The organism is Acidisoma sp. S159, assembly GCF_009766125.1.
In the GTDB taxonomy this organism is placed as follows: domain Bacteria; phylum Pseudomonadota; class Alphaproteobacteria; order Acetobacterales; family Acetobacteraceae; genus Acidisoma.
In genome coordinates this window covers 145,245-159,845 of the sequence record NZ_LMUG01000045.1, presented here as the reverse complement: position 1 = coordinate 159,845, position 14,601 = coordinate 145,245, and the positions used below count along the sequence as shown (strand labels likewise).

11 protein-coding genes are annotated in these 14,601 nt (G+C 64.2%); 5 read left to right on the top strand and 6 right to left on the bottom strand.

Annotated elements, in window-relative coordinates; translation table 11 throughout:
- Positions 1-6: 6 nt before the first annotated feature.
- Positions 7-1,068: a BMP family ABC transporter substrate-binding protein gene (locus GSQ92_RS13915; protein ID WP_158803766.1), complete on the bottom strand. Its 1,062-nt coding sequence runs from the start codon at positions 1,066-1,068 to the stop codon at positions 7-9.
- A 187-nt stretch (positions 1,069-1,255) separates the two neighbouring features.
- On the opposite strand from GSQ92_RS13915, the gene GSQ92_RS13910 reads away from it, so the two are divergent.
- Positions 1,256-1,771, top strand: coding sequence for a hypothetical protein (locus tag GSQ92_RS13910; RefSeq protein ID WP_158803765.1), 516 nt, complete (start codon positions 1,256-1,258; stop codon positions 1,769-1,771).
- A gap of 770 nt (positions 1,772-2,541) precedes the next feature.
- Here GSQ92_RS13910 and adh read toward each other — a convergent pair.
- Positions 2,542-4,062, bottom strand: a complete 1,521-nt coding sequence (gene adh, locus GSQ92_RS13905; protein WP_158803764.1) for an aldehyde dehydrogenase — start codon at positions 4,060-4,062, stop codon at positions 2,542-2,544.
- 420 nt (positions 4,063-4,482) lie between these two features.
- Between adh and rho the strand changes: the two genes are divergently transcribed.
- Positions 4,483-5,757 (top strand): transcription termination factor Rho, encoded by a 1,275-nt coding sequence (rho, locus tag GSQ92_RS13900; RefSeq protein WP_158803763.1) that lies wholly within the window; start codon positions 4,483-4,485, stop codon positions 5,755-5,757.
- Positions 5,758-5,776: 19 nt separating this feature from the next.
- Positions 5,777-7,171 (top strand): amidase, encoded by a 1,395-nt coding sequence (locus GSQ92_RS13895; RefSeq protein WP_254065717.1) that lies wholly within the window; start codon positions 5,777-5,779, stop codon positions 7,169-7,171.
- Positions 7,172-7,331: 160 nt separating this feature from the next.
- Here GSQ92_RS13895 and pdxA read toward each other — a convergent pair whose 3' ends face one another.
- The 4 genes from pdxA to GSQ92_RS13875 form a co-directional block, all read right to left on the bottom strand.
- Positions 7,332-8,366: a 4-hydroxythreonine-4-phosphate dehydrogenase PdxA gene (gene pdxA, locus GSQ92_RS13890; RefSeq protein ID WP_158803762.1), complete on the bottom strand. Its 1,035-nt coding sequence runs from the start codon at positions 8,364-8,366 to the stop codon at positions 7,332-7,334.
- Entirely contained in the window at positions 8,359-9,570 is a 1,212-nt protein-coding gene (locus tag GSQ92_RS13885) for a four-carbon acid sugar kinase family protein (RefSeq protein ID WP_158803761.1), read from the bottom strand. Before GSQ92_RS13885 ends, pdxA begins: the two co-directional genes overlap by 8 nt.
- Positions 9,571-9,651: 81 nt before the next feature.
- On the bottom strand, positions 9,652-10,434 hold the full coding sequence (locus tag GSQ92_RS13880; protein WP_158803760.1) for an SDR family NAD(P)-dependent oxidoreductase: 783 nt from the start codon (positions 10,432-10,434) through the stop codon (positions 9,652-9,654).
- A gap of 26 nt (positions 10,435-10,460) precedes the next feature.
- Positions 10,461-11,732, bottom strand: coding sequence for a CaiB/BaiF CoA-transferase family protein (locus GSQ92_RS13875; protein ID WP_254065716.1), 1,272 nt, complete (start codon positions 11,730-11,732; stop codon positions 10,461-10,463).
- A gap of 129 nt (positions 11,733-11,861) precedes the next feature.
- Here GSQ92_RS13875 and GSQ92_RS13870 point away from each other — a divergent pair, with 129 nt between their 5' ends.
- Together GSQ92_RS13870 and GSQ92_RS13865 are read left to right on the top strand one after the other, a co-directional pair.
- Positions 11,862-12,845 carry a LysR family transcriptional regulator gene (locus GSQ92_RS13870; RefSeq protein WP_254065715.1) on the top strand — a complete coding sequence of 328 codons (984 nt, stop codon included), beginning with the start codon at positions 11,862-11,864 and terminating at the stop codon, positions 12,843-12,845.
- A 123-nt stretch (positions 12,846-12,968) separates the two neighbouring features.
- Positions 12,969-14,597, top strand: coding sequence for a GMC family oxidoreductase (locus GSQ92_RS13865; protein WP_158803757.1), 1,629 nt, complete (start codon positions 12,969-12,971; stop codon positions 14,595-14,597).
- Positions 14,598-14,601: the final 4 nt, after the last annotated feature.

Here is a 14,601-nt window from a genome sequence, read left to right as displayed (position 1 = left end):
CGGGCCTCAGAGCTTGGTGTCGAAGGGTACTTTCAGCGAACCCTGGATGATCTCCTGTTTGGCGGCATCGACGGCTGGCCAGGCGGCCTTGGCGCGCATCACGTAATCGGCCGGGCCATTCGCCATGAACAGCGGCGAGGGCACGAAGTCGATGATGCCATCGGCAAGATTGCTGACATGATGGCCGCCGGCGAAGGTGCCGGACAGCGCGAAATTCACCTGGTCAGTGAGCGACTGGCCGAAATTCACCAGCACGGAGGCCGCGACGGTCTTGGGGCCGAGCTTGAACTGGGTGCGGAAAACGGCGCTGACGATGCGGTTGCCGCCCTCGCCAGCGGCGCGGATCACGCCGGCATCCGTCGCGGCGCCATCGGTCTGGATGAAATCGACACCGGAGGAAAATAGCTGATTGGCGATTTCGCGCCCTTTCGCGGGGTCCTGGAAGGAGCCGGCGAAGGCGCCCTTGACCTTGGCGTTGATGCTGACGCTGGCGGCCGCCGCCTTCATCGCATTGAGGTCGGCGTTGAGGCCCGGCAGGCTGACGCCGCCGATATAGCCGAGCCTCTGGCTCTGCGAGATCTTCGCGCCGAAGAGCCCGGCCAGATACATGCCGTAATGGGCCTGGTATTCGACTGTGAGGATATTGGGGATCGTCGGGTTGAAGGGGTCCGCATAGAGCTGGACGAACTTGGTGTCCGGATAGGCGGGCGCCACGGCTTTCAGCGGATCGGCCATCTCGTTGAAGGTCGTCACGATGATGCCGGCGCCCGCCTTGGCGAGGGTGGTCAGGATGGACTGGTAGGTCGAGGGGTCCGCCGCGTAGATCGCGCGGATGGGGAAGTCCTTCTCTTTCGACAGCGCTTTGAGATGGGCGATCATGTCGTCGATCGGGCCATCGTCTCCGGCGGCCTGGGTATGGACCAGCGCCACCAGTTTGCCCGCGGCGAAGGCTTGCTCGCCGATCAGCGGCAGGCCGAGGACACCGAGTCCGACGGCGGCACCTCCGGCGAGGATTGCCTGACGGCGCGAGACGGGGAGAGCACCGAGGCGTGTGTGGTCGTCGCGCATCCTGACCTCCGGGGTTTGAGGCGCGAAGCTAGGTGGAGTTTTCGTTAAAGGTCAATCGGGACGGGAGGGATTGGGGCGCCGGATGGGTCGTCGAGATAGCGGATCGACAGGACGATATCTTGTCGGGTCCAGGGTTTCTCAATCAATCTTGGGTAGAAACGCACTGTGGTTCGTGGAGTTTAGAGTTATGGTCGTCGCGCGTTTTCCTCCGCCTTCGGCTTATGTCAGCGCGCCGACCGGAAGAGCGACGACGGAAAGCGCGGAGAAATTTGCAGATCTCGTTAAGAACGCGGATAGAAGTGACCCGAAACCTGCGCGCGTAGATGGATCGCCTGCTCCACGGCGGCTTCCAGCCTTTTCCAGGGAGAAAAATCTCCTGGTGCAGATCGGACAAAACAAAAGAAATGCTGCGAAGTTCAATAAGCTTCTTAATTTGACAAAAACTCAGCCCGAATCAGCTCTTCTTAAAATCCTGGCGCCAATATGCAAGGAGTTCAACGAGAGGACGGCGTTGATTGAAGAAAGAAACATACAAACGGAACCTGATCACATCAATACGGACAAGCATTTTAAGCATCAGCAGTTTTTTGCAGACAGACAAACAACGCTCATCAATAACTTTACCGATCAAGTTGACGATGCCCTCAAGAAATATCCCAATTCCAGCTTTGCCTCCGAAGTGCGGTCGATCATCTATTCATAAGTATGAATACGACGCGTGAGACGCAGCGCAGGTTGCGAGAACGGTCGTCGCCTAAGCGCTAGGCCCCGGGGCGTTTAAGGTTTAGGTAAGCCGAGCGGCTTAATCCGTGCAAGGTAAAGCGACTTTGCATGGAGCGTGCATGACCATCTCTATACGCAAAATTGGCGAGACGATCCCCCGCTCTCGAGGTGAGACCTTTTCTCGCTTCGAGACCAAGACTTCGCTGAGGGACGACGGGCGGCGATCGAGTGTCGCATCCGGCCCGCCGTTAACGCGGGACGGGTCCAGCCAAACCCAAATCGCTTCACTCCCGAGTTCGCTGCGAAATCTCCATTTTTTCTACGACAGCCTGCAGGCTAGTGCGGGGCATCTGTTTCAGGGTGATGTTGGCAACCTCATAACGAAGCGTGTTGGTTCACTTGTGATCCTCGGGCATTCGGGTCGGATCTTCGCGGCCTTCGATAGCCAAAATTCTGCTCTGAGTTTCTCATGGCTGCGCTTCCCGCAGCCACACTTTCGATACCGCAACGGTGGCGCGACCAGTATCCCGTTGACGGGTGAGACGGATGCCGAGATTGCCGTGATCGATTTAGTGAAAAGAGCAGCGGTTCACTTCGCCTCGCCCGCACCCTTGGGACAGCCACAGCTTTTTTAAACGCGTCGCGGCCGAGCTAGCTAATGATCGACAGTGGCATTTTGAAGCGCGGGTGTGCCGGAACAGCCGACGCGTCAGCCCCGCCTTTAGATCGGAGCTGACGCAGTAGCCTAGCTCAGAAGAAGCCGAGCTTGTTCGGGCTGTAGCTGACCAGCATGTTCTTCGTCTGCTGGTAGTGGTCGAGCATCATCTTATGCGTCTCGCGCCCGATGCCGGACTGCTTGTAGCCGCCGAACGCGGCATGGGCCGGATAGGCGTGGTAGCAGTTGGTCCAGACGCGGCCAGCCTGAATGCCGCGGCCGAAGCGATAGGCGCGCGTGCCGTCCCGCGTCCACACCCCGGCACCGAGGCCATACAGCGTGTCGTTGGCGATCGACAGCGCCTCTTCCTCATCCTCGAAGGTCGTCACGGAGACGACGGGCCCGAAGATTTCTTCCTGGAAGACCCGCATCTTGTTGTGGCCTTCGAAGATCGTCGGCTTCACGTAGAAGCCTTCCGAGAGCGGCCCTTCCAGCACATTGCGCGAACCGCCCGTGAGAACCTTCGCACCTTCCTGCTTGCCGATGTCGAGATAGCTCAGAATCTTCTCGAGCTGCTCCGAGGAGGCCTGGGCGCCGATCATCGTGCTGGGATCGAGCGGATTGCCCTGGCGGATCGCCTCCACCCGCTTGATCGCCCGTTCCATGAAGCGGTCGTAGACCGACTTCTGGATCAGCGCGCGGCTGGGGCAGGTGCAGACCTCGCCCTGGTTGAGGGCGAACATGGTGAAGCCTTCGAGCGCCTTGTCGAAGAAGGCGTCATCCTCGTTCAGCACATCGGCGAAGAAGATGTTCGGCGACTTGCCGCCCAGCTCCAGCGTGACATGGATGAGGTTCTGGCTGGCGTATTGCATGATGAGACGGCCCGTCGTCGTCTCACCGGTGAAGGCGATCTTGGCGATGCGCGGGCTGGACGCGAGCGGCTTGCCAGCTTCGAGGCCGTAGCCGCTGACGATATTCAGAACGCCGGGCGGCAGGAGGTCGGCGATGAGCTCGGCCACCACCAGGATGCTGGCCGGGGTCTGCTCGGCCGGCTTGAGCACCACGCAGTTGCCCGCGGCGAGCGCCGGGGCCAGCTTCCAGACCGCCATGAGGATCGGGAAGTTCCAGGGGATGATCTGCCCGACCACGCCAAGCGGCTCATGGAAGTGATAGGCAACGGTGTCGTTGTCGACCTCGCTGATCGAGCCCTCCTGGGCGCGGATGCAGCTCGCGAAATAGCGGAAATGGTCGATCGCGAGCGGCAGGTCGGCGGCCGTCGTCTCGCGGATCGGCTTGCCATTGTCCCAGGCCTCGACGAGAGCGAGCTTGTCGAGGTTGTCCTCCATCCGCTGGGCGATCTTCATGAGGATGCTGGCGCGCTCACCGACGCTGGTCTTGCCCCAGGCGTCCTTGGCGGCATGAGCGGCGTCGAGCGCCAGCTCGATATCGTCCTTGTCGGAACGGGCGACCTCACAGATGACCCGGCCGGTGATCGGCGAGGTGTTGTCGAAATAGCGGCCGGCGCGCGGCGGCGTCCATTTGCCGCCGATGAAGTTCTCGTATCGCGCCGCGAAAGGCGGCTTCTGCAGCAGGCCTGCGGGAGCTAGTTGGTCCATCGGTTTTCCTCCTTGGCGCGGATTATTATTTTTGTTACCGCGGCTGGTTAATTACTCAGAAACTCATGAAAGCTAGTCTGAGACGTGGGTCGGGCGAGATGACGCGGCCGGCGTGATATCGCCATCCGACCGTCATAGCGACGATACCAGCTTCACCGGGGACCCCGCAATCTCGGCCTCATCGCGTTCAGGGTTCGGCGGCGGCGATGGCGCCCTCCCTTGACTTAGGCGGCGTCCGGGTCCAACTGATAGCGCGCCGGCGAGCTGTGGTCCTTCCTGGGCCCCCGGCGCCTTTGGCCGAAATCCGGGCCGCCGCCTTCTTCCAATACGGTCTTCCGCTGCTCCCCAACGCGCGTTTCCGCAAGCAAAATCCCCCCTGGGCCTGAGTCTCAGGTCCGCCGCCGCCCCCGAAGGGTCACGATGCATCTCGCCGAACTTAAAACAAAATCCCCCACGGACCTGCTGAGTCTCGCAGAGTCGCTGAACGTGGAGAATGCCTCATCGCTGCGGAAGCAGGAGATGATGTTCGCCATCCTGAAGAACCTGGCCGAGAACGACCAGGCGATCCATGGCGAAGGCACGCTGGAAATCCTGCCCGACGGCTTCGGCTTCCTGCGCAGCCCGCAGTCGAACTACCTGCCGGGTCCCGACGACATCTATGTGAGCCCGCATCAGGTGCGCCGCTTCAGCCTGCGCACCGGCGATACCGTCGAGGGCCAGATCCGCGCACCGAAGGACGGCGAGCGTTACTTCGCGATGCTCAAGGTCAATACGATCAACTTCGAGGCGCCCGAGGCGGTGCGGCACCGCACCAATTTCGACAATCTCACGCCGCTCTATCCCAATGAGCGGCTGAAGATGGAGATGGAGAATTTCCAATCCGTCGCGAAAGGTCCCGCCAAGGACAATACGCCACGGGTGATCGACCTGATCGCGCCGATCGGCAAAGGGCAGCGCGCTTTGATCGTGGCGCCGCCGCGCACCGGCAAAACCGTTATGCTGCAGAATATCGCGACCGCTATCTCCGCCAATCACCCCGACGTCTTCCTCATCGTGCTGCTGATCGACGAGCGGCCCGAGGAAGTGACCGACATGGCTCGCAGCGTGAAGGGTGAGGTCGTCAGCTCGACCTTCGACGAAGCGGCGACGCGCCATGTTCAGGTCACGGAGATGGTGCTGGAGAAGGCGAAACGCCTGGTTGAGCATAAGCGCGACGTGGTGATCCTGCTCGACAGCATCACCCGGTTGGCGCGTGCCTATAACGCGGTGGTGCCGAGTTCCGGCAAGGTGCTGACGGGCGGCGTGGACAGCAACGCGCTGCAGCGGCCGAAGCGTTTCTTTGGTGCGGCGCGCAATATCGAGGAAGGCGGCAGCCTCACCATCATCGCGACAGCGCTGATCGACACCGGCAGCCGCATGGACGAGGTGATCTTTGAGGAGTTCAAGGGCACCGGCAATTCCGAGATCATCCTGGACCGCAAGATCTCCGACAAGCGGACCTTCCCGGCGATCGACATCACGAAGTCGGGCACCCGCAAGGAAGAGTTGCTGGTGGAGCGCGCGACGCTGTCAAAGATGTGGGTGCTGCGTCGTATCCTCAACCCGATGGGCTCGACGGACGGCATGGAATTCCTGCTCGACAAGCTGAAATACAGCAAGACGAACCAGGACTTCTTCGACGCCATGAACACCTGAGCCACTCACGGAGGAAGCGGTGCGCGATCCGCTTGCCGATGCCGACCCGCTTTCCCGGGCGGATGCCGCAACACTCGCCATGCTCTACGGGCGTGGCGAGGCCTCGCCGGTCGAGGCCGTAAGTTCCGCGCTGGCGCGGGCTGAGGCGATCCAACCAGCCTTCAACGCTTTTACGCGCATTCTGCACGACGAAGCTCTGGCGGCGGCGCGGGAGTCCGAGCGGCGATGGCAGGGCGGCCGTCCGCGTGGCCCGCTAGACGGCGTTCCGACGACCATCAAGGACATCGTCTGGATCAAGAACCACGCCACGCGCTACGGCTCCCGCGCTCCGGCAGTGGAGAGTGTGGAGGATGCGCCGGCGGTTGCCCTGCTGCGAGAGGCCGGGGCGGTCATCATCGGCATCACCACGACGCCGGAATTCGGCTGGAAGGCGCTGACCGACGGGCCGCTCACCGGCATTTCGCGCAACCCCTATGATCCTGCGTTGACGCCCGGCGGCTCCTCGGGCGGCGCCGCGGTGGCGGCGGCGACCGGGGCGGGGACGCTGCATCTCGGCACGGATGGTGGTGGGTCGATCCGGATCCCGGCGGCCTTCACCGGCATCGTCGGGCATAAGCCGACTTTCGGCCGGGTGCCGGCTTATCCGGCGAGCGCTTTCGGCACCGTCGCGCATATCGGGCCGATGGCGCGCAGCGTGGCCGATGCGGCGCTGATGCTGGACGCCATGTCAGGCCGCGATTTCCGCGACTGGTTTCAAAATCCATTGCCGTTCAAGCCTGCGGTCGGCGAAGCTGCGGCTTCCCTCGTCGGGCTTCGGCTAGGCGTTTGGGACGAGCCGCCTTTTGGGACTGTGGAGCCTGAAGTCGCGCGGGATTTCGCGGCTGCTTGCGCCACGTTGGAACGGGCGGGGGCAAATCTGCGGCCGATCGCTTTGCCGCCGGATGAGGACCTGCTCGGGCTGTTCCAGACTTTATGGTTCACCGGCGCGGCGGCCCGGCTGGCGGGATTGCCGCCTGGCGCGCTGGCCGAGGTGGATCCAGGTCTGCTCGAAATCGCCGAGGAGGGGCGCGCGGTCAGTGCGACGCGGCTGATTCAGGCGAATGGCCGCCGCGCGGTGTTTGGCGCTGGCGTCGATGTGCTGCTGGCGGAACATGATGCGATCATCTCGCCGGCCTGTGCCGTGCGGCCCTTCGCGGCGGGGGCGGAAGTGCCGGAGGGTTCGGGGCTCACGCGCTGGACACAATGGGCGGGGTTCAGCTACCCGGTGAACCTCGCCCAGGCGCCGGCCTGCGTCATTCCGAGCGGGTTGGCGGTGATGGGTGTGCCTGCGGCTTTGCAGATCATCGGGCCGCGCGGTGGCGATGGCCGGGTGCTGGCGATCGCCGCGGCTTGTGAGGCGCTTTTCGCGGGTTAGGATCGCGTGGCGATGCAAAAGCCAAACCGGTGCCAGAAGATCTCGTCATGGCACGCGAAGGCGTGGATGCTCGGCTTTCGCCGAGCATGACGATGTGAAATGAGCACGGTTTCAGCCAGAAGCGTCCCGCTCTAAGTCGGTGCGTTGCGACGAGAACCCGCTACAACGCCGGCCGCGCGCCGCGATGGGGTGCCAGCGCAATAGCCTGGCGTAGTGCCTCGAGCAGGCTGCGCTCGTCCACTATCCCTTTGCCGGCGATGTCGAAGGCGGTGCCGTGATCGACTGAGGTGCGGACGGCGGGCATGCCGACGGTGATGTTCACCCCGGCCTCGATCCCCAGCACCTTCACCGGACCGTGGCCCTGGTCGTGATACATGGCGACCACGAGATCGAAATCGCCCCGCCCGGCGCGGAAGAACAAAGTGTCGGCGGGCAATGGTCCCTCGACGTCCCAGCCGCGGGCGCGGCAGGCGGCGATGGCGGGGGCGATCTTGGTTTCTTCCTCGCCGCCGCCGAAAAGCCCGTTCTCCCCGGCATGGGGATTGATGCCGCAGACGCCGATCTTCTTGCGCGACAGCCCCGCCGCCTCCAGGACCGCGTGGCCGCGCGCGATGGTGCGCTCGACCAGGCCCGGCTCGATCCGCGCGATGGCGTCGAGCAAGCCCATATGCGTGGTCACGTGGATGACGCGGAGGCCGGGGGCCGTCAGCATCATCGAGACTTCGGGCGTGCCTGTCAGCTCGGCGAGCAACTCGGTATGGCCGGGATATTTGTGGCCGCCGGCATGCAGCGCCTCCTTGTTGAGGGGCGCCGTGCAGATGGCGTCAACCACGCCTTCCCGCACGAGATCCACGGCGGTCTTGATGTATTGGTAGGCGGCATCGCCCGCCTTGGCCGAGATGACGCCCCAGGGCAGGTCGGCCGGGAGCAGGCCGAGGTCGAGGCAGGTCACGGTGCCCGCCTCATAGGCCGCGGCATCGACCTGATCGGCCTTGATGGCGGTGAAGCGGAGACCGCTCCGCACGACTGCTTCGGCCGCCTTCAGGCGCGACAGATCGCCCACCACCAACGGCTGGCAGCGCTCGTAGAGATCGCGATGGGCAAGGCTTTTCACGATGACCTCGGGGCCGACGCCGGCACCGTCGCCCATGGTGATCGCGATCCGGGGGCGGGTATCCGCCGGGGCATCAGTCATCGCTGGAACCTTCTCTGGGCAAAGCGCCTGACCGCAGTACACGCCGTGCGCGGGACAGGATATCCGGCTCCCCGAAGGCGCCAGCCTTGGTGATGCAGGGCAGCGGCCAGGGTCCATCGATAATGCTGAGCGGAACGCCCGGTGCCACCGCGCCAATCAGGCGCAGGCCGCTCGCCCCTTGCTGTTCCAATGCGGCCCGCGCGGTCTCGCCGCCGGTCGCGACCAAAGCACCGATTGCGGCATTCCAGGGCGAGACGAAACGGGCGAGGCCCTGACAGGCTGTTTCGCCGCCGCGCATCGCCTCGTGCCCAGCCTCCGCCAAAGTCACCAGAAGATCCTTGCCAGCGGCCAGCGCCGTCTCAACCGCACGCGTCGCCTCGGTCTCCTGCCCGGCCTCAAGAATGATGTGCCTTACACCGCCGCCGGCCAGCAGATGGGTGCGCTGGGTGGTGGTGAGCGCGGAGCGGCTGCCGACCAGGAAAAGGATGGGGCGGATGACGGGCGGCGGCCTCGACCAGGCCGCGTAGCCGCCATCAAGTCCCAGGGCAGCCGGCAAAGGTTGCGCCAGACCGCCGGAGCCGCACCAGATTGGGGGCTCGGCCGAGCGCACGCTGGCGAGGGCGATGGCCGCGAGATCCGCCTCGGTTTCGGCGTCGCAGAGTGCTACGCCTGGGGCAGTCTCCAGCGCCGCCGCGAGGTCCGACGCCGGGCCGCGCACGGTCGGCAGATCGATCAGGCGGCACTGAATCCCAAGCGCGCCCAGCATTTCGGCCGGCAAGGCGGAGCCGCCGCGTTTCTCGTGCAACCAGATTTCGGTCTGGCCCAGCGGTGTGCCGTGGACGAATTGCTGTCCGCTCCGCATGACGCGGCCCATGGCCGGGAAAGCCGGGGCAAGCACGGCGCGTCCCGCGTCGCCCGAGATCTTGAGGAGAGCCGCGAGTTCCGCCGCCCAATTTCCGCGCAGCGTGGAATCGATCTTCTTGTAGATCGCGGCACCCTCGACCGCATGGCGCGACAGGAGGCCGGCGGTCATGGCCGCCGCATGCTGCGCCGATAGATGACGCGTATCCGCGTCGACGCAGAGGACTTCCGCATCGCCGTCTCTGCCGCCTAGGATGACACGGGTTTCAAGCCCGGCCTGGGCGCAGGCGAGCCCGGCATCGGCGGCGCCGGACAAGTCGTCCGCGAGGATCAGTAGGCGCATTCTTCGACCGCCATGGCTTGTGAGGCACGGCATGTCTTCACATGCCATGACGGAAGCAACCAGATGAGACTTCGGCGTAGCCTAGTCGGCGGTCCATCCGCCATCGATAATCATTGCGGTGCCTGTCATCAGCGAGGAGGCGTCCGAGGCGAGGTAGACAACGGCGCCCATGAGATCCTCGACCTGGCCGACCCGGCCGAGCTTGATCTTGCTCAGCACGTTGGTGCGAAAGCCTTCCTGCGCGAAAAACGGCCGGGTGAGCGGTGTTTCGATGAAGGTCGGGCCGATCGTGTTTACCCGGATGCCGAGCGGGCCGAGGTCGATCGCCATGGCTTTGGTCAGTCCCTCGACCGCGTGTTTGGTCGCGCAATAGACGGTGCGATGCGTGCCGCCGACATGGCCCATCTGGGACGACATATGGATGATGGAGCCGGGCCGCTTCTCCGCCGCCAGCCGGCGGGCGACGAGTTGCGAGACGAAGAAGGTGGCGCGCAAATTCAGCGCGGCGACGGCGTCGAAGTCTTCGAGAGTCACTTCCAGGAAATGCATCGGCCGATTGGTGCCGGCATTATTCACCAGGATGTCGTAAGGCGCCCGCGCGTCCAGCAGTGGGCCGAGGCTGGCGGATTCGGTGACATCCGCGACCAGGCAATCCGCGGCGCCACCCTCGGCGCGAAGGGCGGCGGCGACCGCTTCGATCTCGTCGCCGGTGCGCGAGAGCAGCGTGACATGCGCGCCCGCCTGGGTCAGCGCCGCCGCACAGGCAACGCCGATGCCGCGTCCCGCCCCCGTGACGAGCGCGCGCTTACCGTCGAGACGCAGCGACGGAAGTTGCGGAATGACAACGGGTTCGGAAGCTGACATGGCGGGACCGGACAGGATGTAGCCTTTCAGATAGCGCCGACGGCGCGCAACCGCGAGAGGTTGTCTTCATCGATTCCGAGAAGGTCGCTAAGGATTTCGGCTGTGTCGGCGCCGAGAGCGCGGCCGGTATGGCGGAAGACCGCCGGTGTTTCCGACAGACGCGGCACGGGTGATGGCAAAGTCACCGGACCGATGCGCGGATCCTCGGTCTCGAAGAAATTCCGGCGGGCGCGGTACTGGGGATCCTCGAAGATATCCGCGATTGAATAGACCGGGCCGCAGGGCACCCCGCCCTTCTGGCATTGGTCGAGCACCTCCGCCTGCGATAGGAGGCCGATCCAGTCGGCGACAATGGCATTGACCTCGGCGCGGCGTTCCACCCGAGCGACGGTCGTCGCGTAGAAGGGTGAGGCGGCGAGTTCGCCCCGGCCCATGACATCGGCAAGACGGGCGAACATGCGGTCATTGGTGCAGGCGACGGCGACCCAGTGGCCGTCCGCGGTGCGGTAGTGGCTATGCGGCACGACATTGATCGTATCCGGGCCCATGCGCTCGCGGATCGTACCGAATTTCGCATAGGCGGGCACGAGTTCATCGAGCAGGCGGAAGACGCTTTCGTAGAGGCCGACATCGATGAACTGGCCGGGGCCGCCATTCTGCACATCGCGCAAAGCGAGGAGCACGCCGATGGCGCCCCACATGCCGGAGATATAGTCGGCGAGCGAGGTCGAGCCGGGCACGACCGGCGGCCCGTCCGCCTCACCGGCAAGCGCGGTGAGGCCGCCGAAGGCATGGGCGATGCGGGCGAAGCCGGGTTCGTTCTTCTTGGGTCCGGTCTGGCCGTAGGCACTGACACGCAGCATGACGAGGCTGGGGTTGATCTCGCGCAAAGCCTCGAAGCCGACGCCCCATTTCTCCAGCGTGCCGGGACGAAAGTTCTCCAGCACGACATCGGATTTGGCGACGAGGTCGCGGAAGATTTGGGCGCCCTCCGCGGTTTTCAGGTTGAGCGTGACGGTCTTCTTGTTGCGGGATTCGCTGAGCCAGACGAGCGTATCGCCGCAATCCGTCGGCGTGCCGAAGCGGCGCAGTGAGTCGCCTTCGTTCGGCTGCTCGATCTTGATGACCTCGGCACCGAAGTCGCCGAGGATGGTGCCGCAGAAGGGCGCGGCGACGAAGGTCGCGATATCCAGCACGCGGATGCCTTCCAGCGCCTGTCTGCCGGAACCCGAGCCGCCAAGGAGGCCGGCGGCGGCCTTCAGAAGGCCATCAGCGGAGCCTGTTTCTGTTGTGTTCAAGCCCGTTCCCCCGCGGCGCCTCGACCGGGCGCCGCCTTGCAGGCTTAAAAGAGCAAGGCATGGTTGGACAAATGCAAATAAACGGGAGATTGGTTGGATTAAGCGATCAACCAAACGTGTGGAACGCCGATGCAGCCGATCATGAAGGTCAATCTCAAGCTCCTTCAGGTGTTTCTGCTGGTGGCCGAGCATGCGAGCTTCCGCTCCGCCGCCGATCAGGCGCGCCGCTCGCAATCCTCGGTCAGCACGCAGATCAAGCAGCTTGAAGGTCAGCTTGGCGTGGCACTTTTTCATCGCACCACCCGTTCGGTGCGGCTGACGGCGGAGGGCGAGCAACTTTTGGGCTGCGTGCGCCGGGCGCTGCATGAAGTCGAAGCCGGGCTGAGGAAGATCGAGGAGGCGGTGGATATGCGCCGCGGCCATGTCTCGATCGCCTGCTCCCCGACCGTGGCAAGCACCCGGCTGCCGCTGGTTCTGGCGGCCTTCGGGAAGGATTACCCGGATGTGCGGCTGAGCGTGCGCGAACTCACCTCCTCCGATCTGTTCGAGAGCCTACGCAAGCGGGAGGTGGATTTCGGCATTGGGCCGGTGCTGGACGAGCCCGATCTCGCCTTCCGGCCCATCCTGAAGGAAGAGATCTATGCCCTGGTGCCGCGGCGGCTGTTCCAGACCTTGCGGTCCAGCATCCGGCTTGAGGAGCTGGCGCGGATGCCGGTGCTGCTGCTGAACCCCGCCACGGCACTCCGCGCGCTGATCGAGCGGACGGTGGCGTCCCACGGCCTAACCCTCTCCACGAACTATCAGTTCACCCAGGTGCAGACGCTGATCGCGGCGGCGAATGCCGGGCTGGGAGTGGCGATCCTCCCCAAGATCGCGCTGCCCGCTAATCCGGGACCAGACTTGCAAGAATTGCGGATCGTCGAGCCGGTGATGACGCGGGAGATCGCTATCGTGACTTTGCGCGGGCAAGCTTTGTCCCCGGCGGCGCGAAAGCTCGCTGATCTCATTCCGGCTTTCATGGAAAGCAAAGCTCCCGGCGCCGGTGCGGAACGAGCCGGTTCGGCAAGGGCCGGTGGCCGAATGATCGTTTTAGCTAAAGAATTCGAGTCATAATGATAATTGTCTTGATGATGGGCGGCTTCTAGAGAGGGAACAAGCGTCTGACGTTAGGACAGGTCCTTCGGACTGGCCAAGCCAACAGCGCCGCCTGACGGCTACAGGGGAGCGTCGCATCGGATGTACGACTACATCATCATCGGGGCAGGGTCGGCGGGCTGCGTGCTTGCCAATCGGCTCACGGAGGATGGCAAGTCTCGGGTGCTGCTGCTGGAAGCCGGCGGCGCGAGCCGTAATATCTGGCTGAAAATCCCAGCGGGCACGCCGCGCCTCTATTCGAATGCGCGGGTGAATTGGCGATATTACACCTCCGAGGAGCCTGGGCTGAATAACCGCCAGGTCTATTGCCCGCGCGGCAAGACCCTGGGCGGCAGCAGCGCGATCAATGGCCTTGTGTATATGCGGGGCGTGCCACGCGATTACGATTTGTGGCGGCAGGCGGGCAATGCCGGCTGGTCGTGGAGCGACGTGCTGCCTTACTTCAAGAAAAGCGAGCGGCAGCAACGCGGCGCCGATGAGTTCCACGGCGCGACCGGCGAATTGGGCGTGAGTGACCTCGCCAAGCCGCATGTCGCGTCGCGTGCTTTCGTCGAGGCCGGGCAGGCCATCGGGCTGCCGTTCAACGCCGATTTCAACGGCGCGGAGCAGGACGGCATCGGCTATGTGCAATACAATATCCTGAACGGCGTGCGGCATTCCGCCGCCAGCGCCTTCCTCGATCCCGCAAAACGCCGGCAGAACCTCACCATCGAAACCGAGGCGCATGTCGCGAAGATCGTGGTGGAGAACGGCCGGGCGACCGGCGTGCGCTATCGCCGGGGCGGCGAGCTGAAGGAGGCGACGGGGCGCGAGATCATCCTGTCCGGCGGCGCGATAAACTCGCCGCAGCTTCTGCTGGTTTCCGGGATCGGGCCGGAGGATGAGCTGAGACGGCACGGCATCGACGTGGTGCATGTGCTGCCGGGCGTGGGCCGCAATCTGCAGGACCACATTTACGCGCATTACCTCTCCAAGGTTGATCCGGCGTTCTCGATCAACAAGCTGATCCTCAACTCGGCGAGCGCCCGCACGTCCTGGAAGCTGTTTCCGCATGTCGCGGAGTTTGTGCTCAAGCGCTCGGGGCTGCTGACCTCGGCGGCGGCGCAGGTGGCGGCGTTCGCGCGGTCTGGCCCGCATGTCGAAACGCCGGATTTGCAGATCCAGTTTCGCCCCTTCAGCATGATCATCACCAAGGAAGGCCGCTTCGTCGCCGAAAGCCATGCGGCGGTCACGGCATCCTGCAGCCATATCCGGCCGCATTCGCGCGGAGCCTTGACCTTACGCTCCGCCGATCCCTTCGATGCGCCGGATATCCGCTTCAATTACCTCACCGCGCAGGAAGACCAGCGCGCGATGATCGAGGGTATCCGCATCGTGCGCCGCATCTTCGCGGCCTCGCCCATGGCCGAGCATGTGGCGGGTGAGGCGGTGCCCGGCGCCGATAAGCAGAGCGACGCGGAGATACTCGGCTATCTCAAGCAATTCGCGCAGGCGATGTATCATCCGGTCGGCAGTTGCCGGATGGGCAATGATTCGCTCGCGGTGGTGGATGACCGGCTGCGGTTGCGTGGCATCGACGGGCTGCGGGTGATCGATGCATCGATCATGCCGTCCATCGTATCGGGGAACACCAACGCCCCGGTCATCATGATCGCGGAAAAAGCCGCGGTGATGCTGCGCGAAGACAACCGCCTCGCCATGGCCGCCTGAGCTA

Coding starts and splice junctions, on each gene's coding strand:
- GSQ92_RS13915 (WP_158803766.1), bottom strand. CDS start 1,068: ATGCGCGACGACCACACACGCCTCGGTGCTCTCCCCGTCTCGCGCCGT.
- rho (WP_158803763.1), top strand. CDS start 4,483: ATGCATCTCGCCGAACTTAAAACAAAATCCCCCACGGACCTGCTGAGT.
- GSQ92_RS13870 (WP_254065715.1), top strand. CDS start 11,862: ATGCAGCCGATCATGAAGGTCAATCTCAAGCTCCTTCAGGTGTTTCTG.
- adh (WP_158803764.1), bottom strand. CDS start 4,062: ATGGACCAACTAGCTCCCGCAGGCCTGCTGCAGAAGCCGCCTTTCGCG.
- GSQ92_RS13880 (WP_158803760.1), bottom strand. CDS start 10,434: ATGTCAGCTTCCGAACCCGTTGTCATTCCGCAACTTCCGTCGCTGCGT.
- pdxA (WP_158803762.1), bottom strand. CDS start 8,366: ATGACTGATGCCCCGGCGGATACCCGCCCCCGGATCGCGATCACCATG.
- GSQ92_RS13865 (WP_158803757.1), top strand. CDS start 12,969: ATGTACGACTACATCATCATCGGGGCAGGGTCGGCGGGCTGCGTGCTT.
- GSQ92_RS13885 (WP_158803761.1), bottom strand. CDS start 9,570: ATGCGCCTACTGATCCTCGCGGACGACTTGTCCGGCGCCGCCGATGCC.
- GSQ92_RS13910 (WP_158803765.1), top strand. CDS start 1,256: ATGGTCGTCGCGCGTTTTCCTCCGCCTTCGGCTTATGTCAGCGCGCCG.